Annotated in this window: 20 protein-coding genes; 9 read left to right on the plus strand and 11 right to left on the minus strand. The window is 51.3% G+C overall.

Annotated elements, in window-relative coordinates; all coding sequences use genetic code 11:
* Positions 1 to 7: 7 nt before the first annotated feature.
* Together Dvar_RS01185 and Dvar_RS01190 are read right to left on the minus strand one after the other, a co-directional pair.
* Positions 8 to 1,732 (minus strand): cation:proton antiporter, encoded by a 1,725-nt coding sequence (locus Dvar_RS01185; RefSeq protein ID WP_419659898.1) that lies wholly within the window; start codon positions 1,730 to 1,732, stop codon positions 8 to 10.
* A 138-nt stretch (positions 1,733 to 1,870) separates the two neighbouring features.
* Positions 1,871 to 2,395, minus strand: a complete 525-nt coding sequence (locus Dvar_RS01190) for an FHA domain-containing protein (protein WP_419659899.1) — start codon at positions 2,393 to 2,395, stop codon at positions 1,871 to 1,873.
* A 542-nt stretch (positions 2,396 to 2,937) separates the two neighbouring features.
* Here Dvar_RS01190 and Dvar_RS01195 point away from each other — a divergent pair.
* Both Dvar_RS01195 and Dvar_RS01200 read left to right on the plus strand, forming a co-directional pair.
* Positions 2,938 to 3,156 carry a hypothetical protein gene (locus tag Dvar_RS01195; RefSeq protein WP_419659900.1) on the plus strand — a complete coding sequence of 73 codons (219 nt, stop codon included), beginning with the start codon at positions 2,938 to 2,940 and terminating at the stop codon, positions 3,154 to 3,156.
* Positions 3,157 to 3,704: 548 nt separating this feature from the next.
* Positions 3,705 to 4,172, plus strand: coding sequence for a cache domain-containing protein (locus Dvar_RS01200; RefSeq protein WP_419659901.1), 468 nt, complete (start codon positions 3,705 to 3,707; stop codon positions 4,170 to 4,172).
* A 207-nt stretch (positions 4,173 to 4,379) separates the two neighbouring features.
* Here the strand turns inward: Dvar_RS01200 and Dvar_RS01205 are convergent, their stop codons facing one another.
* The 3 genes from Dvar_RS01205 to Dvar_RS01215 form a co-directional block, all read right to left on the minus strand.
* Positions 4,380 to 5,549, minus strand: coding sequence for a hypothetical protein (locus Dvar_RS01205; protein ID WP_419659902.1), 1,170 nt, complete (start codon positions 5,547 to 5,549; stop codon positions 4,380 to 4,382).
* A gap of 83 nt (positions 5,550 to 5,632) precedes the next feature.
* Positions 5,633 to 6,739 carry a FemAB family XrtA/PEP-CTERM system-associated protein gene (locus tag Dvar_RS01210; protein WP_419659903.1) on the minus strand — a complete coding sequence of 369 codons (1,107 nt, stop codon included), beginning with the start codon at positions 6,737 to 6,739 and terminating at the stop codon, positions 5,633 to 5,635.
* Between the two features lie 99 nt (positions 6,740 to 6,838).
* Entirely contained in the window at positions 6,839 to 7,666 is an 828-nt protein-coding gene (locus Dvar_RS01215; protein ID WP_419659904.1) for a protein phosphatase 2C domain-containing protein, read from the minus strand.
* A gap of 261 nt (positions 7,667 to 7,927) precedes the next feature.
* On the opposite strand from Dvar_RS01215, the gene Dvar_RS01220 reads away from it, so the two are divergent.
* The 6 genes from Dvar_RS01220 to Dvar_RS01245 all read left to right on the plus strand — a co-directional run bounded on the left by Dvar_RS01220 (position 7,928) and on the right by Dvar_RS01245 (position 15,824).
* Positions 7,928 to 8,668: a TetR/AcrR family transcriptional regulator gene (locus tag Dvar_RS01220; protein ID WP_419659905.1), complete on the plus strand. Its 741-nt coding sequence runs from the start codon at positions 7,928 to 7,930 to the stop codon at positions 8,666 to 8,668.
* Positions 8,658 to 9,950, plus strand: coding sequence for an ABC1 kinase family protein (locus Dvar_RS01225; RefSeq protein WP_419659906.1), 1,293 nt, complete (start codon positions 8,658 to 8,660; stop codon positions 9,948 to 9,950). Before Dvar_RS01220 ends, Dvar_RS01225 begins: the two co-directional genes overlap by 11 nt.
* A 13-nt stretch (positions 9,951 to 9,963) precedes the next feature.
* Positions 9,964 to 10,437, plus strand: a complete 474-nt coding sequence (locus Dvar_RS01230) for a hypothetical protein (protein WP_419659907.1) — start codon at positions 9,964 to 9,966, stop codon at positions 10,435 to 10,437.
* A 190-nt stretch (positions 10,438 to 10,627) separates the two neighbouring features.
* Positions 10,628 to 12,562 (plus strand): methyl-accepting chemotaxis protein, encoded by a 1,935-nt coding sequence (locus Dvar_RS01235; protein ID WP_419659908.1) that lies wholly within the window; start codon positions 10,628 to 10,630, stop codon positions 12,560 to 12,562.
* A gap of 13 nt (positions 12,563 to 12,575) precedes the next feature.
* A complete protein-coding gene (locus Dvar_RS01240) occupies positions 12,576 to 13,649 on the plus strand; it encodes a M42 family metallopeptidase (RefSeq protein ID WP_419659909.1) in 1,074 nt (357 codons plus the stop codon).
* Positions 13,650 to 14,528: 879 nt separating this feature from the next.
* Positions 14,529 to 15,824, plus strand: coding sequence for a DcaP family trimeric outer membrane transporter (locus Dvar_RS01245; protein ID WP_419659910.1), 1,296 nt, complete (start codon positions 14,529 to 14,531; stop codon positions 15,822 to 15,824).
* A 76-nt stretch (positions 15,825 to 15,900) separates the two neighbouring features.
* On the opposite strand, the gene Dvar_RS01250 is transcribed toward Dvar_RS01245, so the two are convergent.
* Together Dvar_RS01250 and Dvar_RS01255 are read right to left on the minus strand one after the other, a co-directional pair.
* The gene (locus Dvar_RS01250; RefSeq protein WP_419659911.1) at positions 15,901 to 17,298 is read right to left on the minus strand and encodes a sigma-54 interaction domain-containing protein; all 1,398 of its coding nucleotides are present in this window, start codon (positions 17,296 to 17,298) and stop codon (positions 15,901 to 15,903) included.
* A 48-nt stretch (positions 17,299 to 17,346) separates the two neighbouring features.
* Positions 17,347 to 18,216, minus strand: coding sequence for a tetratricopeptide repeat protein (locus Dvar_RS01255; protein ID WP_419659912.1), 870 nt, complete (start codon positions 18,214 to 18,216; stop codon positions 17,347 to 17,349).
* A gap of 186 nt (positions 18,217 to 18,402) precedes the next feature.
* Here Dvar_RS01255 and Dvar_RS01260 point away from each other — a divergent pair, with 186 nt between their 5' ends.
* Entirely contained in the window at positions 18,403 to 19,659 is a 1,257-nt protein-coding gene (locus tag Dvar_RS01260) for a hypothetical protein (RefSeq protein ID WP_419655564.1), read from the plus strand.
* 3 nt (positions 19,660 to 19,662) lie between these two features.
* Here Dvar_RS01260 and Dvar_RS01265 read toward each other — a convergent pair whose 3' ends face one another.
* From Dvar_RS01265 to Dvar_RS01280, 4 genes are all read right to left on the minus strand, one after another.
* Positions 19,663 to 22,047 carry an adenylate/guanylate cyclase domain-containing protein gene (locus Dvar_RS01265; RefSeq protein ID WP_419659913.1) on the minus strand — a complete coding sequence of 795 codons (2,385 nt, stop codon included), beginning with the start codon at positions 22,045 to 22,047 and terminating at the stop codon, positions 19,663 to 19,665.
* A 102-nt stretch (positions 22,048 to 22,149) separates the two neighbouring features.
* A complete protein-coding gene (locus Dvar_RS01270; protein ID WP_419659914.1) occupies positions 22,150 to 24,228 on the minus strand; it encodes an ASKHA domain-containing protein in 2,079 nt (692 codons plus the stop codon).
* Positions 24,229 to 24,238: 10 nt separating this feature from the next.
* Positions 24,239 to 24,553, minus strand: coding sequence for a thioredoxin family protein (locus tag Dvar_RS01275; RefSeq protein WP_419659915.1), 315 nt, complete (start codon positions 24,551 to 24,553; stop codon positions 24,239 to 24,241).
* A gap of 39 nt (positions 24,554 to 24,592) precedes the next feature.
* Positions 24,593 to 26,146 (minus strand): universal stress protein, encoded by a 1,554-nt coding sequence (locus tag Dvar_RS01280; RefSeq protein WP_419659916.1) that lies wholly within the window; start codon positions 26,144 to 26,146, stop codon positions 24,593 to 24,595.
* Between the last annotated feature and the right edge of the window lie 169 nt (positions 26,147 to 26,315).

The raw sequence follows: 26,315 nt of genomic DNA on the forward strand, positions 1-26,315 counted from the left end.
ATTTTTTTTATGTCGTCGACGCCGTTTGGGGGGCCGGGTCATTGCTCTCGGTTTCGGGCGTCGCGGAATCTGTAGCGGGCCTTTTGCCAATCATCCGGCAGGCCATCGTAATAATGTCCGTTTCCGATAGATGCTCCGCCGTGACAGTGGCGAGCCCTTGGCCCACCATCTGTTCTTCATCCACCACCAATGACGCGCCGGCTTCTTCCAACAAGGTGATATGTCGATGGTAGCGCCCCCTTGCGATAATTTTCACCTGTGGGGTCATTTCCCGAACCATCCGGATCATAGATGCTGCCGTGCGGCTGTCGGGTACGGTCACGACCACCACCGCGGCGTCATGGATGCCGGCATGGTCGAGCACGTCGGCTCTTGTGGCGTCTCCAAGATAGATGACGACACCTTCCTTTGCGGCGGATTCAATGGCCGAGGGATTCAGTTCGATTATTTCCGGGTCCACGCCCATGGATTTCAAATTGTTAGCTACTTTTTTGCCGGCCGGTCCGAATCCGATGATCAAGGCCTTTTTGCACACGGTTGGTTCATTTTGGAGTACATTGGTGGTTGCCGGTTGTTTGGACATCCAGACGAGCAGCTTTTCAGCCAGGGGCTCTGCATAACTGACCATGTAGGGTGCTAAAAACATGGAAAGTGTGGTAATCGACACCGCAACCGTAAAAAGCTCCGGGCCGATAATCCCGCCATCCCGACCGGCTGCCACCAGCACAAAGGCAAACTCTCCCACCTGACCCAGGGTGATCCCCGTGCCTATGGCTACTTGGTTGTCTACATGCAGCAATATGAAAATAAAGCAAATAATCAGGACTTTAATTAAAAATACAACGACTGTCGCCGGTAAAACCAGGTGGAGGTGGGTGGCCAACCAACCTAAATCGAGCAGCATGCCGATCGAAGTGAAAAACAGCACTACAAAAAAGGTTCGAATGGCATCGATATCCGAGCGGATCTGGGTGGCAAAGGGGGATTCGGCCAATAGCATTCCCGCCAGAAAAGCGCCCAGCGCCGGTGACAGTCCAACCAGGTGTGCGCTCCCAATGGCGCCCATGGCCGACAGAATTGCCAGCAAGATCATCAGTTCCCGGTTGGCGAATAACCCTTCGCGTTTCAACAACCAGGGAATGATCCAATAGAACATCAGGTAAAAGACCAGTACCAGGCCACCGGCCGCGGCAATCACCTTGCCGATGCGCAGGGCGATGGATGCCAACGTGCTGGCTTCCCCGATCAGACTCACCAACAGTACCAATGGTACCACGGCCAGATCCTGAACAAGCAAAATGCCAAGGGACATCCGTCCCCGGTTGGAATCGATCTGGGCGTTGTCCAGAAGAACCCGCAGAACAATGGCGGTTGAACTGACGGCAAACGCACAACCGATTACAACCGCCTGGGAAGTCGGAATGAAAAATCGCATGATGGCGGTGACAATGATCAGGGTCATGAGGACCTGCAGGGCGCCGCCGGAAAGCAGATCTTTGCCCAGGGATTTAAGATGCTGAAAAGAAAATTCAAGGCCAATTGAAAAAAGCAGCAGAGCCACACCCAATTCGGCGACTGACGCGACCGTAGCGTAATTGAAGAGCAGTGTGCCGACAATGCTGCCGGCCAGCAGATAGCCGACGATCGCACTTTGCCGGAAAAGTTGGGCCAGGATACCGGCTGCATAGGCGGTCAATAGCAGCAGAAACAGTTTTAACAGCAGGGGCCACATGGGTATGGTCTCCTTGTGTTTAGGACATTTTAACGCTGAAAATAATCATCACGACCTGGGTTGCTGTACCACGTCAGGTCGGCTTTGCGCCTTTTTATCGGGCCAACTGGCATTTGCGGTTAGGCCCGATATAGGTAGTCAGGAGGTTGGTTCGAATATAATTTGAATGGCATCGGAGGATTTAAAATCGACCTTGTATCCGGGTCCGATGACACCTTTGGCGGTCAACTCGACCTGTTTCCTTTTTACGGTAACACCTTCAGTGCCTTCCATCAGTAAATAGGTGCCGTTAGAACTCTGGTCGGTGAGATAATAGGTCCCCTTTTTGAATTCGACGATGGCATGCGTTCGTGAAACCCTGTTGTTGGACACCTGAATGTCGTTGCTTTTTTGGCGGCCGATTTCTACCCGGGACCGGGTTTCGTTGACAATGACCACCACCTTTCCGTATTTCAGGATCAGGCAAGCGGGTGGGGTCTTTTTCGGTGCTTTTTGGGGCGTCTTTTTTGGTTTTTTCAGGGATGCTTTTAGCGCTTCGGCTTTGATTCCGTAAAAGCGCAGGAATTCACCGCACTTTTCGCATGGAATTTGAGACCCCATATTCGAAACGCGTTTTTCATCAATGACATTCTTATAGCCGCACTCTTCACAGTAAACGATCATAAACGACTGCCTGTGGTTGCTGTTTTTCATCCCCTAAGGGAAAAGACGTTTGTTTTGATGAAAATCTAAACCGTCACATTTCATCTTAAATTCGTTCAACAATCAAGTCTTTTTGATTGAAACGGATGAGCAATCATCACCCAAATCTTGTCGGTGCCGACCATATGCCCACAATGGCCAAAATACTGGGAGATGAATGCCGACAATGGTCTTTGTTGGTAACGCTGGATGTCGCTTCCGGGGAGGTCGATTCACGATTCCTCATCTGAGACCGGCTGGATTAATCAAGAGGCGTTATAATTTTTTTATCCTACCAGAATGGTTGATAAATAATCAATACTTGATCCGCTATAAACGACACCCGGTTTTTCTGGGCCTTCCGTTTGAATGCCATCGGAAGATTGTCTCGTCGAAAATCATAGACCACGCAACTACCTAAAAATTTGCCCAATGCTTATCCGGTTAGCCAAAATCAGTTCAAGTTTTCAGAAAAATGGCCGAAAGTGTTATTGAAATTTAAGTACAAAGGATTTTGTTCCATCATGAAAGTTTTTTTTAGTAAAGGCAGGCTTACAAAGGCGGCCATGGCTATCTTTCTCATGGTCGCCATTTTTATGGCCGGCGCTCAGCGTGGCTATGATTTGGGTTTTACCGCTGGTGAAAACAAAGCCAACAGCTGGTGGATTGATAAAAAAAGCAATTATTATGAATCCGCTAAAATCAAGCAAAAACGGATCGAGATGAAATACAACGAAGTTTGAGCATCATTCAGTTTTCCTCAAATGGATTTCAAAACAGGCTGTTCAAACCATCAAGTTCATGATATAAACCACAAAAATGAGCTTGATGGTCCAGTCCGTGTGCAATTTTCGTAACTGCCCCACCCCAAGCCCCTTGGGCAATGCTAGATAATATAGTGATTTAAAGTAATTAATAATTAGGCAAGGTATTTGCTTAACCAATCGGCTCAACTCGTGCTCAAGATAGGGGATTTATTCCTGATAATCCCGTTTGTGATGTTTTTTTAATTGGTATTTAAAGAACGCCAATCTCCACAACATTCGTACTGCTGATAAACGCACCGCGCTGACTTCCCAGCTGGTATCTTTTTTCTCCGACACGCTGAAACCTGCCAAGTAGTGGTCTGTTTGGTCTCTTTGAGGCCCACAGGGTCAATAGACCGATGATATTGCCGGTAATCCGCATACCATCCAAAAGGAGGTGATGCCGCCGACCAAACGCCCGGGTCAATATCAATTCAATGTCAGGCACACTGGTTCAATAATCTATCAACTAGGGAGGAGCGCACATGAAAAGATCAATCCGTACTATCTTTATTATTTTTACCCTTACCATCTGCTTTGCCGCCCTGGCATGGGCCGGATCCGCCACAAAAGATGAAGTCATTGCCAAATGCGAAGCGGCCGCCAAGCTGATCCAGGAAAAAGGTGTCGATGCAGCCAGCCAAGCCATTGGGGACAAATCAGGACCTTTTGTATGGAAAGATACCTATGTGTTTCTCATGGATCTTGATGGAAAAATGATCGCCCATCCCATCAAACCCGAATTGACCAAAAATGACAATCTGCTGCAAGTGGCGGATACAGACGGCAAACCGTTGTTTGTTGAGTTTGTCAAGGTGGCTGGCAGCCAGGGCCAGGGCTGGGTGGATTACATGTGGCCCAAGCCGGGACAAGATCAACCGGCGGCGAAAAGCAGCTATATTTATCGGATTCCCAATACCCCATACTTTGTTGGTGCGGGGATTTATAAATAATAGAAAATAATTATAATCAGATAATATCCCCATCAGTCCTGGCGCTATCTTTCCCCATATTTCGGAGTGCCTTGCGCATGAGGTAAAATATGGGGTCAATATGAATTGGTATCGGGCGATAAGTCTCTCTTGGGTGGAAAAAAGCCGGCACGGATGATCCGTGCCGGCTTTACTTTTATCCAAATTACTATGAAGCCTTTCGGGATGTTAAGAGTGTTCCTGCGGGGATTCCCAAACGGGCGTCAAGCGGATACTGTCGACCCCAGAATCAGGTCTGATGGAAAGCAATTGAACAGTATTCGATTGATTTTGCAGCTCACCGATCCGGCCGCCGTCAACCTGCCACCCTATCGGTCTGCCAGAATGTGAAATCTTAAGCAAAAAATGTCCTTTTAATGTGCTCTGGGGAAGATTCCGCAAAGGACTTATATTAATGGTGACGCCGTCGCCCGTTTGCCTGATTTGACTCAAGGTACGGTAAGCGAACTGAGTCCAGCATGTGGCCGTATCCGGAGCCAGCATTTGCTGCATAGGATCGATGCCGGTTTTGATAAAGTCGACCCATCCCTGAACCACATCCAGACTGCGCTGGATATCTTCATCAAGCAGGTTTGCCCAGTGAAGGCATATTAGGGGGCGGTCAAAGGCGAACTGGGGCTGGGCGGCAATCACATGCCAGGGCACCGGGGCGATGCCGCGCTCGATGATCAGTACGCCTGCTTCCCACGCCATGAGCGGATGCTGTCGGGGGTGAATCATTTTTGCCTTGGTCAAATCCGTGGTGACATAACGGATGCCATGCTTGTTCAAAATGCCATGAATGCCATGCCTGCCGCCGCCAAAGCTGTGGTTTAGCCCGGGCGGGACAAAGGCCTGAGGCAGGGGACCCAGACCATTTTGTTCCAGAATCCGGTCAAAGGCATCCAGATGGGCTTCGATTACCGCCAAGGGACGCATTTCGCCTTGTGTATTGTGGAATTCAGTGCGCGAGCGCCGGCCCTGATCCCAGAATTCATGGCCCACGCCATGCAGGCCGATTTCCAGTAGACCCCGGTTATCGTTCAGGGTTTGGGCCGCCTGATCCAGCCAGGGCCCGACATTGTGACGGTTATCCCAATCGGCTCCCATCCAGTTGGCGGAGGGGATTTTTTTCAACAGATTGGTCCGATCCCATTCACAGGCCACGAACGCAATCAGGGGACGCATGTTGAGCTGCCGGGCCAAATGGACCAGCGCCAGGTAGTCTGAAGGATGGTGGCGTCGCTTCAAGCCGGATCGAAAGGGACTGTTCGGGCCAACCGGATGGGATTTTTCCCACCACCCCACATCCTCGATGACCAGCTGAATTGCCATGGGAATGGTGATCTCGAATGCCATGGTTCTATTTTCTGTGACGGTTTGACAGTCGCCTTGCTGGCTGCAGGATCAGATTCAACGTTTAAACACAATCATCGGCCAGCCTACAAACTGATATGGCGCCGAATATGGGGGCCGATCAACCGTGAAAGCCATACCGGAAGACGTGTCCACGCCTTAAAAGAAAGGCGCTCGTACATGGGATCCACCGGGTCTCCGGCCAGCGTTAAATAGTACCAGTACAGCGGTGTGGGCTCCGCTTCCCACTGACGCTTAAAATTGTAGGTTCCCGCTCCGGGTGATGAGCGGCCAAAATCAAAGATATCTATTCCCTTATCGCAGGCATGGGCCAGAATGGTCCAGTATAGCAGCATATTGCTGCCCAGTTTACGAAAATCTTTTACCGATGATGCCCAGGGGTTGTGCAATCGATTGCGGTATTGAAGCACAATGCTGGCCGCCACGGGGGTGCCTTTGTAGCGCACCAGGGCCACCCGGGCCCGGTCGCCAAATGTGTCGAACAGCACCTCGAAAAGGCGGTAGTGGTGGATGGGGGACCCGAGGTCGCGCATGTTACGGGAAAAAATCTGGTAGAACGCGGGAAGCAGATTCGCTCCGCCCACTTCATGGGTCAGTCCATTTTTCATGGCTTTTTTAATCTGGCTGCGCAGCTTGGATTTGAAAGACTGCATCAATTGCTGTGCATCGGCTGGCAACGGGCGCCTCAAGCTGGCTTTATGGCTGGACACCTGCCAGGCGCGTACATTGGTTTCCAGATTGAAATTGCCTGCTGCCTGGGGCAAGGCCTGATGTGACGGGTCACATTGCAGCGGATTGATCTGCCGCAATTCGATCCAGCGCGCCTGATTACTATGGGCAATACCAATCGCCTTTTCAAGCAGCAATGTTTCGCAGTGCCGGTTGTCAGCCAATACACCGGCCACGTCGACATAAGGCAGCGACACCAACCGCCGTCGTTTTGGCCCGGTGCATAATAAGACCAAGGCCAGGATTCCCCTGACCTTTGGTTGGGTTGACGTGGATGGGTCCCGATCATCAGGAGGGGCGATGGCCATTAAATAGAAAGTCGGCAGGTTGTAAACCTGTTCAAAAATGGCTTTCCAGCCGAACAGATGAAAAGGACCGCCTTGGGGATGATTGAAAAGGTACCGGTCCCAGTCGGCTGGCTGATCACAAATGACGATATTCATAAAAATAGAATACCATCATTTGACATTCAATCAAATTGGTTAAAGGAGAAAAGGGCATCATCGGTTAGCCCAGGCGGGGTAGGTGGTACGGCAGGGGGATTACGGCGTTGTTGAAATGGCCACAGCGGCAATATCGTCGTGGGGCTTGAATCGGGGATAGCGATGGCACAACGGATCGCTGATCTGGAGTTTGTGAACGTATCGGTAAACAGACTGCAGTCCGCCACTCAGGTAACGTTCAACCAGCATATCCAACTGATGGCCGTCTTCCGGATCTTCCTGGGGAATGAACAAGCCGTCGGTAAAAAGCAGAATATGCCGGATGCCTGAAAGGCGCTGGCGTCCCCGACTGATGAAATCCAGGGCTTCCGATTCCCCGTTTAGCGATCCATAGGTTACGTTGACCCGCCGGCGTACGGCGATGATCTGTTCCTTCAGGTTTTCAAAGATGGCAGGCGTGCCGCACACGGCCATGTCCCGCCACATGCAAAGGGTTTCCAAATCATGACAGTGATCGGGAACCAATACCTGATAGTTGTGATCATCATCGATGGTCAAAATCAGGCTGTCACCACTTTGCACCCATTCAAATTCATCTTTGCCGACATGAACCACGGCAAGGCTGGTACACCATAAATTCTCTTTTTGCCGCAGATCCACGCCGCGTTGTTGCATGGCTTCAAGAATGCGGCGATTGGCGCGATGGGTGAGCTTGAAAAGCGGGGCGTTTCCAGTCCGGAACGTATCGCGGGCCAAGCGGGAGGCAAGATATCCACCGGTTTTACCATCTTCGTAGAGGCTGCCGTTTAGTGCGGTGGCGCCGTCAAACACGCCAACCATCCGATCGCCCAGAAAATAGGCGTCTTCATTTAATGTTCCACTGCCTTTTTTATACAGCCAATCAATTTTAAACGGATGCTCTTGCATATGCTGCGACCGCCACGCCTCCCACGATTGAAGAATAATCCAACTTTTCGATATTTAAATCATTAATGAAAAAAAGCGAGGGGGTCCAATTTTTTGTTTCGATTGTGTATTCGGCGACAATCGACATTTTCAATGGCGTCAGCAAAAGACCGGCACGGCGCTGGCTCGACGTGAAGCAGATTTTTTTGAGTTGACTTAATGAAAAATCAATCGTATTAAAATATTTAAAAAAATTAATTTATAGATAGCGAGTTCGTAAAAATGAAAATCAGCCAAGAACAAAAAGCAATCAACCGGCACGCCATTATCCGTGCGGCAGTGGCGGTGATATCTGAAAAAAACTTCAAATCCAGCACCATGCGTCAGATTGCCAAAGCCGCCGGCATTGGGGATGCCACGATTTATAATTATTTCGCCACCAAGGATGCCATTTTGTTTGCCTATTACGGGGACCACATGCAGGGCTGTATCCAGGCCCTTACGGAGGTGGCGGATTTTCATACCTTCACGCTTCAGGAACAGCTTCAGACACTTTTTGAAACGGGTCTGGAGCATTACCTCGCTGATCGCGAATTCGTGGAGAAAACGTTTCACCGGGTTCTGTTGCGTGGCAGCCGGGACTGGGCACAGGTGAAACCCGTTCGCACCGCCTTCTTAGCGGCGGTTGACGATATGCTGGCCGCCGCCGTCGAGGTGGGGGAGATTCCTGAGCCGGTTTTCCAGGAACTGATCGGCCAATTTTTCATGGATGCTTACATCGGTGTGGTGCATTATTGGCTGGCCGACGAGTCCGAAGGGTTTGCCAACACCAGCGTGCTCATCGATCAAGGATTGGACCTGGCGTGTGCCATGCTCAAAGCCGGCATTGCCAACAAGATTTTCGATATCACCGTTTTCCTATTTAAAAACCATGTTCTGAACAGGCTGGATCGTTTTGTTGAGCCTGTGCGGACCATGGGCAAGATGAAACGGCAATTCATGGAGGGGATGGATGAACGCTGACCTGCCCATTGGGAAAATCGGCCGGGCCCTGACAAGTGGACATACGGCGGCTAAAATCGGCGGCCGGATGCTTTCTTATTATACCAAGCGTCCTTTTCTGTCCGCCGATGCGCGTCAGCAGGCCAGACAGGCGGCGACTCAGAAAAGCGCCGAAACGCTATTCCAGGGGCTGAGTCTTTTGCGCGGCACGGCATTGAAGATGGCCCAGCAGCTCAGCCTGGAAACGGATCTGCTTCCGGAAAGCGCCTGCCGGGAACTGGCCAAGGCCTACCATCAGGTGCCGCCCATCAACCGTGCCCTGGTGCGCAAGGTGGTGGGAAAGGCCCTGGGAAGCCCGCCCGAAGCGGTCTTCCGGCGGTTTGACTTGACAGCCTTTGCGGCTGCCAGTCTGGGGCAGGTTCATTATGCCGAAGACCAGGACAATCAACCGCTGGCGGTTAAAATTCAGTATCCCGGCATCGCCCAGACCATTGCCGGTGACGTGAGTCTGTTGAGGCAGTTGCTGTGGCCTCTGATTCAGCGTGATCAATTGATTCCAACATTGAACGAGGTGGCTGCACGCCTTACGGAGGAGGTGGATTATCTGAAAGAGGCTGAACAGGTTGCCTACTTTGCCGATCGTCTGAAGCTCGCCGATGTTCGAACCCCCATGGTAAAGCCTCATCTAAGTTCATCGACTGTATTGTGTACCACCATGATGCCGGGCAGACCGCTGGACATCTGGCTGAAGGATAATCCCTGCCAGGCGGATCGGGATCGCATCGCCCAGACACTACACAATCTATTTTTAACTGGCTTGTACGAACTCAACCTGATTCACGCTGATCCGAATCCAGGCAATTTCATCATCGGTGACGATCTGACCGTCGGTCTGGTGGATTTTGGATGCGTCAAGCAGTTGAAACCGGATTTTGTGGAAGGATGCCGGCAATTGGCGGCGGCTTCAGCCCATCACGACAAAGATGCCTATTTCAGGCTAATGATCACCCTGGGATTGCTGCCGCGGGATTTGGCCAAAGCGCAAATGGATGCTGTTCGGGCTGTATCCGACGATATGGGAGACTGGTTCGGCCGCCTGTACGCCAATGAGATCTTCGATTTCAGCGCCACCCCCGATTTTATTGCCGACGGCAAGGCCATTTTGCGCCACTTTCATCACCTGCGCCAGCATTTTAAAATGAACCCCGAGTTTATTTTCATGGATCGCACGCGCTATGGGTTATTGAGACTTTTTGAGACCATGGGCGCCCGCGTGAAATTCCGCAACCCTTACGAATGGTGAGAGAGGGATAACCATGCAACCGAGAAACACATCAGACGCAACGCTGATCAATCGCTTTGCCCTGAAAGAACGCCTTTTAAGCCGAACCGGCTGGTATGGATTCATGATCGTCAGAACCTGGGGAATTTTCGTGCAGGCACCGATCTGGGCAGTGGTTTATCTCGTGTATTCTCTTGCGGCCTTTACGCTTGTTATCCTGCCCGGTCTATGCGCCCACTGTCCCTACCCGTCCGAGTATTCCTCCTGCCTGTTCCTGCCACCAACATTGGTCAACCGTTTCTACCCCTACAAGGGCCCTCAGATGCATCCGGCGTCTAAAATTGCGGTTCCGGTCGCCATGATGGGAATTGTGTTGATGCCGCAATTCTGGCTGATTGCCAATCTGCCCCTGTTTCTGCTCTTCTGGCTGCTGGCGTTGCCGACACTGGCCACCTTTCCCATGCATTATTGCAAGCACTGCCGCCATTTCGATTGCCCGCTTGAATAAAGCTTGCCGATAATCGTTTAAATTGAGTTCTCGTAAACGTCCAATTAAAAAATCGCCTCGATGGTGAATCAGAATCATTCTTTAATTATCAGATAATAACTTTGGTTTTGAGATAAAGTTAATTTCTGACGATGCCGATAGTCTGGCTTATACAAGAACGGCTTATTCCAACGAAAGGGGCGATTCCACCATGGCATTCATCCGCAACTTGAAAATCAAGCACAAATTACAGGTTACCGGCATTTTGTATGTTATTTTGATTTTAATCGTGGCATATTTTTTTATCAGTTCCAATTCGTTGATCAAAACCGCGTCGGTACAGCAAAGCGAGCTCAATGCATTATCCTTTGATATCCAGCAGGTCGCTATGGCGGTAAAGGACTATGTTTTTTCAAGAACCACAATCGAGCAGCTGCAAGGGAAGTTTGATGTGCTTGCCGGCAAGCTGACCGATAATCGCCTGCTTGATGAATTGAAGCAGGTCGGCAATCAGGCTGACGCATATGAAAACCGAAGGCTCAGAAATATTGAAATCGAAAACCAGATCAATCAGCTCACGGATACGTCATTGACGGCTTCCAACGATACCATTAAAGGTATCAGTCAACGATTGGTGGATGAGAACACCAGGGCCGACGTTTCCAACCTGGAACGCGCCGTAATCGTTGGTGCCAACATCAACACCTCTTCGAACTTCCAGATCAAAGTGCTTTTTGGAAAATTGAAAACGGATATTGGCGTAAAAAACGAATTAATCCAGCTTCTGGACACACTAGTGAAAAATGTCACCAGAGATGTCGAAATGCTGAAAGGCACGCAATACGATCAAGCCGCCAAGGCGGCATTGAAGACCAATCTGGCGATCAAGGACATGGTAACCGAGTTTATCGACAATGTTCAGATGCTCCAGACGATTGAAGCGGATATGCTGACGCGTATCGATACCATTGGCCAGGAGGTCAACGAGCTGGTTGCCAAAAGCAGCCAGGATCTGTTTGGGACCATCAAAGGGTATTTTACGCAGATTATCGCGATTATCCTGGTTGCTTCCGCCGCCGGGATCTTAATCAATTTTTTCCTGGGCAAAGCCGTTTCCGGATCACTTGACAAGCTGAATCATCTTGTCAAGGACCTGGCCGAAGGCGAAGGGGATTTGACCAAACGAATCAATTTAGCCAGTCAGGATGAAACCGGTGAGCTGGCCAAATGGATTAATATTTTCGTTGAAAAGCTCCATCGTATCATCCAGGATGTGTCGCTCAATGCCAATTCTCTGAACAGCGCCTCATCCGATCTTACCACTATTTCTCATGAAATGAGTGAAAGCGCCCGTCACGCGTCAGACAAAACCAGCAATGTGGTATCCGCAACGGAAGAGATGAGCAGCAAGATGAACTCCGTGGCAGCTGCCAGCGAAGAGGCATCAACCAATGTCTCCATGGTTGCCAGCGCTTCCGAAGAAATGGCCATCACCGTCCAGGAAATTGCAAAAAGCGCTGAAAAGGCCCGCTCGGTGACCAATGACGCCGTTAATAAAGCCACCGGCGCCACATCAAACATCAACAAATTGGGTGAGGCCGCCGTTTCGATCAGCAAAGTCACTGAAGTGATCACTGAAATTTCCGAGCAAACCAATCTTCTGGCCCTCAACGCCACCATCGAAGCGGCCAGAGCCGGCGAGGCCGGCAAAGGGTTTGCTGTCGTGGCCAATGAGATCAAGGAGCTTGCCAAACAAACGGCTCAGGCAACCCAGGAAATCAAAGCCAAAATAGACGGAATTCAAACCTCGTCTTCACAAACCGTTTCCGAAATTGATATCATTTCAAAGGTCATCAACCAGGTGGATGAAATTGTGTCGTCCATCGCCACAGCGGTCGAGGAGCAATCCACCTCGACCCAGGAAATCGCCGGCAATGTCAGCCAGGCTTCTGAAGGCATCCGGGAAGTGAATGAAAACGTTTCCCAAAGCTCGGTTGTTTCCGAGCAGATTGCAGAAGACATCGCCGATGTCAATCAGGCCGCCGGCACGTTAACACAAAGCTGCGACAAGGTGAACTCAAGTGCAGGCACACTAGCCAAGCTGGCTTTAAAACTTGACCAGACCATCGCCCTTTTTAAACTGTAACAGAAAGGTCCTTATGAACGACTCCTGTCTTGAATTTGCCAAGGCTTTTTCCAACGCCAACGGAATATCCGGTTTCGAGGACGACGTCTTGAAACTGGCTCGCGGATTCATCGCACCGTCCATCCATATCGAAGAAGACAAAATCCGCAATCTTTACCTTCGTTCAAGCCGCAACACCGGCAACCGTCCTGTGGTAATGATCGATGGGCACTCGGATGAGGTGGGCTTTATGATTCAGTCCATCAACAAGAACGGAACCCTCAAATTCATTCCCGTCGGCGGTTGGTCATCCCAGGTGGTGATGGGGCAGCGAGTAAAGGTACGAAATGCGAAAGGTGAGTACATTCCGGCCATTGTTGCCGCCAAGCCGCCACACTTTATCAAGGCCGAAGACAAAAACAAAGCCATTGATATTGCTGATATGTTTATCGACGTCGGTGCCATGTCAAAGGCAGAAGTATGTGAAGACCATATGATCGAGCCTGGTGCGCCTGTTGTTCCGGATGTTGACTTTTCCTTTGATGCCGCAAGGAAAATGATGATGGGCAAAGCTTTTGATTGCCGGTTGGGGTGTGCGGCGGTGATCGAAACGCTTAACCGGCTGGAGCACCTTGATGCCAAGGTGGATGTGGTGGGGACGCTATCCTCCCAGGAAGAACTGGGACTGCGAGGGGCCCAGGTAGCGGCTCGGCGGGTCGATCCCGATGTGGCCATTATTTTCGAAGGAACGCCGGCGGATGATGTATTCAAGGATGAGGATGCAGCCCAGAGTGTACTGAAAAAAGGTCCCCAGATCAGGCATCGCGATAATTCGATGATGGCCAATCCCCGTTTTGTGGGGTTTGCCCGAAAGATCGCCCGACGTGCAAGCGTGCCCTTCCAGGATGCCGTTAGAGATAGCGGGGGAACCAACGGCGGGATGGTGACCCTTGCCGGGCGCGGGGTCCCAGTGGTGGTACTGGGCGTCCCGGTTAGATATATTCACGCTCCCCATGGCCTGGCTGCCATTGATGATCTTCAGTGGGCCGTGGCCTGGGCCTGTGAGATCATCAAGCAGCTTGATGAAGATATCATCAAGGGCTTTTAAGGTATCCATCGGACACGCGATGGATACAAAATGGAATGTCCGGTTTGTGGCAGACAATATGATTATGCCATTCCACCAGAAAAACTGTCACCAGAAGAACGGCAGCGGATGATTGATTCCACATTTATTCCCTGAATCCTGCATGACAATCGGAATCCCATTGGAATTCTTTTCTTCTCTATACTTAGGTTATTCTCCTTGATGGAAAATGATGAGTCAATGATTGCGTTTTAATCGGCGTTCTTATTGTTCTGGCAATTCACTCCATAAAGTGTTCGTTATTCCGGCCAAGGTCAAGCATCCAGGCATTTACTGGATGCCGGATCAGGTTCGGCATGACGTTGTATTTCCTGCCCCCCGTAAAATGCCCCACCTTTTCCAATATTTAATTTTCGATTTTGGTCATCTACAGGGGGCCGTCGGTCATCGTCACCACCTTATCGTTGATTCTCCATCAAAGCGCTCACATATGTGTGTTAACCAAACGTTACGCTTAACGTTACCTGCCGTCAACATTGTTGTGCGCAGGATCGCCTCCCCAGCTTTCTGAATTACAAGCCTGTAAAAATATCAATTAATAACAATATGATCGGTGTCTCCTCGGCGAAATTCAGCGGGCCAGACGAAACGGCATGAATGTTGGAATATTTATAATGAGAACAGCATCACCACCCAATAAGTGCTTCTTTGAATCCAGGGGAGGTTGCGATGAGAAAAAATTATTTCAGCGTTTATTTTTTCTTATGGTTATTCTCTGTCCTGCACCTTTAATCATGAGAATTCAAGACTGGGTTGTAACCGTTTTGAGATGAACGAAAGCGGTCAGGTTATCGTATTTGGGAGCTGCATTGAACCATAATTTCAAAGAGGAGAGAAAAGATGAAAAAATCAGGTGCGCCGATGAAACGGTTGGGTATGTTGTTTTTATTTGCCATTCTCGCATCCTTTCTGATTTATCCGCCGGTTTTCGCTGATACACTGGATGATATGAAACGACAGATCGATGCCCTGAAAGACCAGGTACAGCAGTTAGAGAAAAGCAAAACCACTGATGCCGATAAAGCCAAAACGCCTAAAAAAGGATCCGTAATGCTGTCCGGCATAAACACGGAACTGACCATCGGCGGTTATGCCAAGCTCGATGTCGTCTATAGTGATGTCAGTGCCGGGGCTGACAGCGATGCGAACCTCTTTTTTTATCCGCGTGCCATTCCCCTGGATACCGACTCGACGAGCAGTATCACCAGATTTACGGCCAAGCAAAGTCGCCTGTTTGTTGAGACACGCACCCCCACGTCCTGGGGGGACTTGAAAGTCCGTATCGAGGGAGACTTTTATGGTCAAGGGGGAAACCAGAAAATAAGCAATTCATCCACATTCCGGCTGCGTCACGCCTATGGAGAATTGGGCAATCTGATGGCCGGCCAAAACTGGTCGACATTTATGAACGCGGGAGCACTTCCGGAGACCATTGACTTCGGCGGGCCGGCAGCTTCAATCTTTATCCGGCAGGCACAGATTCGTTGGACCCAACCATTTGATTGGGGCAGCATACAGGTTGCCGCCGAGAATCCGGAAACGTGGCTGCTGGCCAATGACGCGACCATTTCCGCCACACCGGATAACGACCGCATTCCGGATGTCGTTGCTCGATTGAACCTGAATATCGGGGCCGGAAAGTTCTCACTGGCCGGCATGGGGCGGGAATACCGGATTGATTCGCAAACCATCGATGAATCCGAGTTCGCCTATGCCGCCAGTGTTGCCGGTGTGCTCCCAACTTTCGGAAAAGACGATCTCAAGATCCTTTTTAACTATGGGAACGGGCTTGGCCGGTATATGGTTACCAATTTTGAAGGGGCCCAATTGGATGCAAATACTGGTGAAATGGAGCTTGTTGACCAATGGGGTGGCTATGCCGCATACCGTCATTTCTGGTCGGATAGATGGCGCACAACCGTTGCCTATTCCTATGGCGAGGCAGACAACAATGTCGAGATCGTTGGAGACGCGGTCAACAAAAAATTCCAGTCTGTGCATGGCAATCTGATCTGGAGTCCTGTACCGGCTGTCAACCTCGGTTTCGAGTATATCTGGGGCTATCGCGAACTCGAAAATGGTCAGGATGGAGAACTCAATCGCATGCAGTTCGGCGTCCAATATAATTTTTTCTAAAGTAAGGAACCGCTTTCGCTAATCAATGGTGCGGTTTGGTCGGTGTTTTCCAGACCGCATCGGTTCTTTAGAGGATTTATCGATCTTTCGGCGGTTTTAAGGGGATGCCATATTTTTTCATATACTTCCATATGGATGTGCGGCTCAACCCAAGGTGTCGGGCAACATCGGTTTTGTTCCAGTCCATGGCGGTCAAGCACTCCAACAGCTGTGCTTTGGTCAGCTTTCTTCGGCGCGGATAGGCGCTATTCTCGTTTGTGGCAATGGTTGATGAGCGGGTTGGATCCCGGATTTCTATGGGAAGGTCATTTGGCTCAATGGTTGCACCCGTGCACAGAACAAAGGCATGCTCAATGGTGTTTTCCAATTCCCTCACATTTCCCGGCCAGGAGTAATCCAGCAGAAACCGCATGGTTTCAGATGAAACGCCTTGAATGTGTTTGCCGCTGCTTAAGTTTTTTATCTCGATGAAATGGTTGATGAGCTGCGGGATGTCTTTTTTTCTCTGCCTTAACAATGGCAGATGAATGGGAAATACTTTGAGGCGATAGTAAAGATCTTCTCGAAAAGTCCCTGACTGGACCGCTTCATAAAGGTTCTGGTTGGTTGCGGCAATTATCCGGATGTTGATTTTACGGTTCCCATTTTCACCGACGCGGTTGATTTCCTTTTCCTGAATAACGCGCAGCAGTTTGATCTGAATATAGGGAGACATTTCGCCGACTTCATCAAGGAAAATGGTACCACCGTTGCCAGCTTCGAATCGTCCGATACGATCACTCACAGCGCCGGTAAACGCCCCCTTGGCATGCCCGAAAAGCTCGCTTTCAAGAAGGTTTTCGGGCAGCGCGGCACAGTTGACGGTAACCATGGGCGCCTGATGGCGATGACTACCGTCATGGATTGCCGACGCAACCAGTTCCTTACCCGTTCCGCTTTCCCCCTGGATCAATACCGTGGCATCGCTGGTCCCAGCAGCATCGATTAATGAGTAAACCTTTTGCATTTCTTGGCTGCTGCCGACAATCTTTCCATGCTGCGCAATGGTTCCGCTGCGCCGTGCGGCCTCCTGGGCTTTCAGCCGCATCTGATGAAGCGCCGTCAGGTCGGTGACCGTTTCCACCACCCCTAGAAAATTGCCATTCTCATCTTGTATGGCTGCAGCATTTTTAATAACAGGCACTTCGAAACCGTCACGATGGCGAAGTGTGCACTCTTTCAGCACTTCATCACCCTTTTCGAAAATTCCGCAGGCATCGATCCCTTCAGGGCATTTTTTCCCAAAGCATTTATTGCACGGGATTAGATTGCAGGTTTTTCCGACAACCTCGCTCCCTGTATATCCGCTGATTTGCTCCATAGATCGGTTCCAGAAAATGATCTGCCCCTGATTATCGAGGATGAACAAGCCATCACCCATAAAATCGACGACTTTTCTCAAAAACAGAGGGTTTTCGGGGAACAGACAGGTCATCGTCAGCACCTTTCGAAAGCAGGCATTTAACAATAAGCATTACCTTGTTTACGTTTTGAGGTCGTTAATCGTATCGTCCCGACAGGGTTTTGCCTCCAAGAGATCGACCAGCCACGGGGCATTGATTTTCCTGGCCAGAGTTATAGCCTGTCTGGAAAACAATTCGGCTTTTTGAGGATTGGTGCGGCGAATACTTTGCGAACGGATATGAAGCGCCAAAACCTGATGTTTGGTGGCGCCGGTTTCTTTAGCGGTTCGAAAGGCCGCATAGGCATGCCGGGTGGCCGCTTGTAAGTCATTTCGGGCCAGGTAAAGCCGAGCCAGGGCAAGGCGTGCTCGGGTTTTGACACGCCAGATGCTGTACACGTCGTGCAGGTAGCGTATTTCTTTCCATACGGTTTCGATTTCCTGTCTGGCGCTGTCGAGCCTGTTCAGCTGAAGGAAATTCTCGGCAATATTGATCCGGGCACTGAAGATGGTTTCCGGATCACCGCTTTCCAGCGCTTCGGACAAGGCCTTGCGGTTCAGGGATAGCGCCTGTTGCGGCATACATTGCAGCGCTTTCAACCAGCCCAGGGTATTGAGCATTCGGGGGCGCCAGAAGCGTTCATCTCCCGCTTCCCAGCGAGCCAGCCCTTTGTTCAGCAAATGCTCCGCCTTTGTCCACTCTCCGGTGGCGGTGTAGATCAATCCTTTTTGAAACAGAAGAAAATTATCGAAATAGCGGCTTTGCAGCGTTTGATTAAGGGCCTGTAGTTCCTCGCAAAGGTCCAGCGCTTCTTCGAATTCAGCGGTCCAGTTGTAGTGCTTGATCAGTGAAGCCAGCGTCCAGGCTTTTGCCTCTACCCCCATTTGCTCCTGGCTCAGATCCAAGGCTTCTACCAGCAGTTGCCGTGCGCTTTGAAACTTACCGAGCACCAAATGCAGCGAACCGAGGAAACTGGTCGCCTTCAGATAAATTTCCTGATTATAACGGATTTAGGGGAGCTGGATGAACATTAGTGTAACATGTTGATTTTTCGTAATATTTAAACAACTAGACTTTTTATTAATGATTTTGTATAGTTAGAGACCATACCCTGGCAAGGAGGTCTCTAACTATACATGGGAAAAGCAGATGCAGCAACATCCACCACCCGACTCAATAGAACCATATGTTTACCATTTTCTCAAGAACCCTATGACAACAAAATCAATTCGGCCGTCGATTTCAGAAAATTTCTGGATGCGCAATATGAGCTTTTCCCAGAACTGTTTCCGCCTTCATTTTCCAAAGGCTATCGGATGAAAGATAAGTATCGTTCGAAAAAGCTGTCGATTTGGATCCGCCGTATTAAAGTTGATGGCATCGCCTATACGATACGTCCAGCCTTTGCTATGCCCTATATGACTGGGTTTACAAAGGATGTTGAAAAACCTCTCATGTTGCGCAAGGCTGCTGTTCCCTTCTGGATGTTAGCCTACGGCTTCGGAAAAAACCCGATGTATTGGTACCGAATGGAGACGTCTCTTGGCAAAAACAGCCTCATCGGCACCTCCATTAAAAACCCTGAATACCTGCCCCAGCATATCAGCGCGGATGAAAAACACAGCCGAATCAAGGGCGAAAAGGTCTATGTGCCCTGCACGGTCGGCAACGATTGCATTTTAGGCGTGGCCGTGAAGAAAAGTGCCGGCCAACAGGACCTTGAGGCCGGCTATGGTGTTTTTAAAAAGGAAGCGCAGGACTTGAACCCGACTTACTCTCCGCAAACCTGCAACACGGATGGCTGGATGCCAACCATGAACGCATTCAAGTCATTATTCCCGGCTATGGTGCTCATCTCCTGCTTTTTACACCTTTACATTTCCATCCGAGATCGATCACGGAAAAAGTTCAAAGATATCTTCCGGTTGGTTTCAGATAAGCTGTGGAGCTGCTATCAGGCTAAAAGCAAAGCCTCTTTTGCTCAACGGGTGAGGCGTCTTCACGAATGGGCTTCCTGCCGTGAGATGCCATCTGTCATCATGACCAAGCTTGAAAAGCTGCGCAATAATCTTCCCTCATTTTCAATTGCTTATAACCATCCCGGCGCGCATCGGACAAGCAACATGGTCGATAGGCTCATGCAACGATTGGATCGTTACCTATTCTGCACCCAATATTTCCATGGAAGTCTTGAGGCAGCCGAGCAGGGTATTCGCGGATGGGCACTCATCCAGAATTTTGCGCCTTCAAATCCGAGGACGGTCGCCAAGTATCATGGCTTGCAAAGTCCGGCAGAAAGACTGAATGGCTTCCGATATCATGAGAATTGGTTGCAAAATCTTCTTATTTCGGCGTCACTCGGGGGGTTTAGAGGACCTCCCCAAAATCCGTGATAATCAGTAAATTTCTTTTTGACCGCTTTTTTGGGCGTGTTTTCTTGCTTCCATCAGTTTTTTCCGGGCCAGTCGGGGTTTGTGGAGAAAAAAGTAGGCCCATCCGATACGAAACAATCCTTCGGCGATCATTCTGTCATGTTTTCCGGCCTCGGCCAACGCCAACACTGTTTTGAAACTTTCCAGCGCTGCATCCAGCTGGCCGACACAGTACTGCATGTGACCTTTCCAGTTCAGCACACTGGGCAACATGGTCGCATGGTCTTCAGGGCGATGAGTCTTCAGTATCTCAACGGCCCGGTCGAAATAGACCAGCGCATTGTTGCAGGCAAAGACACGGCGTGCCTGATGGCCGGCTTCCAGATAATAGGCCAGTGCTTTGGCCCAGTGGCTGGCCATATAAAAATGATAGGCCAGTTGACCGATTACATCCACCAAGTGATCTCGGTGCAAATCTTCCAGTGCTTCACCGATCTGCAGGTGAATCTTTTTGCGTGACTGGCGCAACATCATATCGTAAGCGACATCACGCATCATCAGTTGCTGAAATCGATACTGATGGGGATCGGTCGGAGAAATTCGCTGGATCAATGCCGCCTGTTCCAGCGCATCGATGCCCTGGGTCAGATCCACTGACGGCCTGATCACTTTTCCCAGTAAGATGCGTGAAAAGGTGCTGCCGGCAACGGCAGCTACTTGGAGCAGGACCTTTTGATCTCCTGGCAGGGCATCCAGCCGGGCGGCCAGCACATCATAGATACCGGTTGGCAGTTTGAGTTGATCCATGGGTGATTTTAAAAACGCCCGATGACGGTCGATGACGATCTGATTGTTGCGCATCAGGGACTCGGCCAGCTCGATGATAAATAATGGATTGCCTTGTGCGCGATCGATGGCGATCTTTCTTAAAAAGGCATCCACATGGTTTGTGCCCAGGGCGGCGGTGAAAAGGGCGACGGCAGATTTGGAATCGACAGATTCCAATTGAATGACACGTTGGGATGTGTGCAAGTGATGATGGGTATTGAAACGCCGTCCTGCACATAGAATCAATAAAGGAAGCGTGTTTTTACTGACCGACAGGGTCGATAGGAATTCAATGGAATACGAATCCAGCCATTGACAGTTGTCGATGGCTATCAGACACGGCCGCGTTCTGGCGGCAGCGGAAAAAAGCTCGCTGAGCTGGGAAAAAATGGTCCGCTTACGCCCCTCCAGCAGTGTATCCTCATGAACCGCCTGTTTGCGGGCACGGTTGAATCGATCCAGAAGTCTGTCGCTCTTCTCGATCAGATGCCTGAACGCCACGGATGGCTTCCCGGTTGTTGGCCTGTCTGATGAGAATGTGCTGGCCAGCATTCTCATTAATAGCTGAAAAGGTTCAGATGCACCATAGGCTCTGCAACTGCCCGTCAGAACAAACGCCTGCTGCGTGATGGCTTCATTGATAAAGTGGGTGAGCAACCGTGTTTTTCCAATGCCTGCCGGTCCGATGAGGGACACGGTGACCGGTCCGTTGGTGCATGCCTGGTCCCATGCGGTTGCCAGCTGTGAAAGCTGTTTGTCTCTTCCCACCACCACCGAGGGCAACCTTTCAGGTCGGGTAGCTACCGCCGATGTTGTCTTCTCAGCCAGCAGTCGAAATAGTTGTTGTGGGCGTGATTTTCCTTTCAGGTGGTGAGCGCCTAAATCTTCAAAATCGAAAAGATGTCCGACGGCGCCGGCCACTTTCTTAGAGACATGAATACAGCCCGGCTCGGCCGACGCCTGAAGCCGCGCCGCCAGGTTGGTGGTGTCGCCGATAGCGGAATAATCCAGGCGCAGGTTGTCCCCGATGGCGCCCACCAGCACCCGGCCGGCATGGATGCCGATGCGCATTTGAAAATTCACTTTCCATGTTCGGGATGCCCGTTTCTGGTAGTCTTTGAGGCGCCGCTGGATTTCAAGCCCTGCATAACAGGCTTTGGCAACATAATCGTCCAGGGCGATGGGTGCGCCGAAAATCGCCATGATGCCATCTCCGGTATACTGGTTGATCGTGCCGCCTGTGCCGTGAACGACATCGCCGAGGATTTCAAAGCATCCATCCATCAATCGGTGCAGGGTTTCCGGGTCCAACGCTTCGGCGATCCGGGTGATGCCGACCACATCGGCGAATAAAACCGCCACCCGCTTGTTTTCACCCAGCATGGCATGACGGGATTGCATTACCGTTTCAAGGAGAAAAGGGGGGGTATAATCCCTGGGTTGACGGCGGGCATAGCCCGGGAGTGGGGCGGCGTTTTGTCCGGGCTGTGCGGCGCCACCCGATTTCAGCGAAGATCCGCACTTGCCGCAATAGTTCATTTTTTCCGGATTGTTAAAACCACACTTGCGGCATTCCAGCATGGATTGATAAGCCCTTTCAAAAAGAAAGTACGGTCAATCGTCATCTTTTGGCCCCGCCCGAGAGGACCGGTATCGGCCCTCTCGGGGTAATCGCGCTTAAGGTCAGCCAGCGACGCTGGGAAAAGCCTCCAGATTCGTGTGGGGCAGAAAAAGGGCCGAGGTAAATTCATCCATATAGCGCGGATTACTGGAAAAATCCACATAGGTCATGCGATTGCAAATCTCCTTGGCTTCCTGACGGTAGCTGTTGGACATCAGGGCCATATAGGCGCCCTTGATGGAACTGTTGCCCATGTAGGCAAATTTCTCACGGGCAATATCAGGCAGCAGACCAATGGCCACAGCTTGCTCGATATTCAGGTACTGGCCGAATCCGCCGGTGATAATGACCCGCTCGACCATGGAAAAATCCATTCCCGCTTCGTTTAACAACGTGGTAAAGCCGGCGTACACGGCACCTTTGCTGTACACCAGGTTTTTCAAATCCGACGCGGCAAAGATGATATCCTCCTGCATGGGCGTCTGGTCGGCAAAGGCCAGGACGTAGGCCAGCTCGTCGCCAATTTCACGGATCCTCGGATTGTTTATCTCCTTGTTGAACCGGCCGCTACGGTCGATGATGCCGGTTTTGAGCAGCTCGGCAATCAGGTCGATCATGCCCGACCCGCAAATCCCCCTTGCAGGGGCGTCGCCTACGGTTGTCAGTTGTGGTTCATACGAATCCGGATCGATGGTCACTTTTTCAATGGCGCCTTCCTCGGCGCGCATGCCCCAGCGGATACCACCGCCCTCAAAGGCCGGGCCGGCACTGCAGGCCGCCGTCATCAGCCATTCATGGTTGCCCAGTACGATTTCGCCGTTGGTGCCCACATCGATAAACAAGGTAATCGGTTCCTCCCGATGAAAGCCGGTGTAAAGGATACCCGAAACGATGTCGCCGCCCACATAACTGGCCGGGCCGGGCATGATGAACACCGCGGCAATGCGATTGGCCTTGAGGCCGATTTCGCCAGCCTTGAGAATGGGAAAGTCCGACACCGTGGGAATGTAAGGGTCGCGGCGGATGTAACGCGGTTCGATCTGCAGTAGCAGGTGGGCCATGGTCGTGTTGCCGGAGATGACCACGTTGTGGATGGCATCGGCCTTGGCACCGGCACTGTCCAGGGCTTCGCCGATCAGATCGTTGATGGTGGCCAGGGCCATGCGACTGAGCTTTTTCACGCCGTTTTTCTCGGCGCAGACGATGCGGTTGATTACATCGTCGCCGCAATCGGCCTGGCGGTTATGACCGGCAGTGGCGGCGATCACAGTGCCATTTTGCATGTCCACCAGATAGACCACGATGGTGGTGGTACCCACATCGATGGCCAGTCCCAGGGAAGGCGATGCCCCGTTGCCCGGCCTGACTTCCAGAATTTCATTGGCGCATCTGCGGCGGATCACCGATGCGGTGATGTTCCAGTTGTCCTGGCGAACGGCCTCGGCCAGTTGACGCATGACCTTCAGACCCACATTGAGGCGTGCCACATCGCACCCCTCTTTTTTCAATCCCCGATTGAGGCGGTCCAGGTCGCTGACCGAATCGGCAAGGGTGGGCGGGGAGAGGGTGAGGGGAATGGTTTTCAGCATGGGATCGATGTCGGCGACCAGGCCATGTACTTCTTCGGTAACGGTCTGTCCCATGCCGGCGATTTTGAGTTTGCGTTGGATGACTTCCTCGGGAACACTCACCGTCACATCTCCGGTAACCTGGCTTTGGCAGGCCAGCACATAGCCCTTGGCCTTCTCACCATCGGAGAGCAGTGGGGTCGGCGGTGCGTTGACGGTCCCATCGGTTACCACCAGCTTGCACTTTCCACATGACCCCTTGCCGTTGCATGATGCGTTGACATGCACATCGGCAAGGCGGGCCGCTTCCAAAAGGGTCGTATTGGTCGGCACGTCTACAATCTGGCCGTCCGGTAGAAAGGAAACCTTGACCGTGGCCGCGGCTGCCTCCTGCTGATCCTCGGCCGCCCACCCCTCCTGACGTTTACTCATAAACCAGATGGGACATGATGGGCGGTGTTTGCAATACACATTGGGGTCCTTGCAATGCAGGCATTCTTCGCAAAGATAGATCTTGTGTTTCATGCAAAGATAAGGGGTTTCACGATCAGGATGATTGATGCACGTTCCCATATTTTCTCCTTTAAACGAGTTGCTTTAGCGCCCGGCCAAGGGTTTCGCCACTTTGAAGACCGATGAACCGTTTCACCTCGCGGCCGTTCTGATAGATGATGATCGTGGGAATACTCTGGATTCCCAATTGATACGCGATCTCGCAATTTTTCTCGATGTCGATGATTTTGATCTGGGCCATGCTGGAGAAGTTTTTTTTAAGGGTCCTGATGATCGGTGCCTGGGCGCGGCAGGGATCGCACCAGTTGGCACCAAAATCCACCAGGGTAACGCCGCTGGCCACAAGCCGTTCAAATCGATGGGTCACGGATGTTTTGGCCGACATGATTCTTCTCCTGTTACATTGGGGCTGCCTTGGCGTGGATCAACCCGGCAGCCTGACCGTCAGTACCGGAACCGGGCAGGCGTGAACCACATCCCGGGCCACGCTGCCCAGCATCAGATCGTCGAGTTTGCTGTGCCCGTGGGTGCCCATGATCACCAGGTCGTAATTCCCGCTGGTGGCCGTCTCGACGATCTTTTGAGCCGGATCGCCGACCTTGACCAGAATTTTATCTGCGGCCAGGGGGCAATGGGGAATCTCGTCCACGACGCCGCTGGCGGTTTCGCGAATCCGCTCCTGAATCCGCTGCATGGCATCCTCAACGGCCTGCTGATTCAATCCACCGGGCTGGCCATTGCCATTACCGCCTTTCAAGCGGATGCCGGTTTCCGAGGCGTACACGTCTGCAAGATCCGGCACCACATGCAGCACCTGAACCTCAGCAGCGTACTGGCTGCCCATGCTGCAGGCATAGCGCACCGCATGGCGGGCCGTTTCCGATAAATCCGTGGCGTACAGGATGTTCCGGAAGGTCGGTACCAGCGGATGCGTATCGCAGGCTGCGGCAGCCGGTTTGGGGGCGACGGTGGGAATGGAAGGACCGGCGGGAACACCGGCCGGTGCCTTGCCTTCATCCGGCTTGCCAAAGATGGCGTCGGCGTATTTGACGTACCAGGCCGCCGACTGAACCTGGATAATGTAGGCCATGGCCACCACCAGGGCGGCGCTTGATCCCTGGGGGCCAAAGGCGTTGATGGCAATGGCCAGGGCAATGGACAGATTGCGCATCACCGAGCCATACACCAGGGCAATGGCATCATTGCGCGGCAGCAGCAGTTTGCCGACCACGGTGCTGAGTAAGAAATTCAGGGCATAGATGATCACCAGCGGCGCCAGTACGTAAAGCAGCAGCTGGGGTGAGCCGGCAATGGCTTTGGCCTTGAGGGCCATGGCGATAAACACGATGCCCAGTACGCCGACCGTGGACAGGGCTGGAAAGCGAGGGGCCAGGCGGGTCTGAAATTCTTTTTGACCGTATTTTTTAACCAGCGTCTGCTGGGTGATATAACCGGCGATCATGGGAATGAACACGATGATGGCGATCTGTTTCATGACCGCGACAATGTTTACTTCAAGACTCGCCCCCATCAGGGCGCGCACATAAAACGGTGTGGCCAGGCTACCAATGGTCAGGCCGATGACGGTCATTTTCACCGCCGCCTCAACATTGCCCTTGGCGAATCCGGTCCATGAGATGGTCATGCCGCTGGTGGGCACCAGTCCGGCCATGAGCAGGCCCAGTGCCATATACGGCTGGTCTTTGAAAAAGAACCCACCCAGGGCAAACGCGATGAAGGGAATTACACCGAAATTGATCAACTGGGTGAGAATCTGAGCTTTGGTGTCGCCTCCCTCAATCACCTTCTTGATTTTCAGGGTGACCATCATGGGATAGACCATTAAAAACGTGAACGGAACAATCAGCTGTTTCATTGGGGCGGCATTGATGAATATGCCGGTGATGAATCCTGCGACCATCAGTATCGGAATGGCAATGATCAGATTCTTGTTAATCGTTTGCAGCAGTTTCCACATATTTTACGCTCCTTGGTTGTAAGGTTGTTTTCTGGAACTGTTGGCTATCTAATCAAATGCTGTGCCAGGTGTGGGGTACTGATAGTATTGTTATAAATAACAATATATTAATTTGGTAATGGATAGCGTTCACACAGCGTCAGGCAGGATTACGAATGTTTTGTAACGT

It is taken from the genome of Desulfosarcina variabilis str. Montpellier, from assembly GCF_048565275.1.
GTDB classification, from domain to species: domain Bacteria; phylum Desulfobacterota; class Desulfobacteria; order Desulfobacterales; family Desulfosarcinaceae; genus Desulfosarcina; species Desulfosarcina variabilis.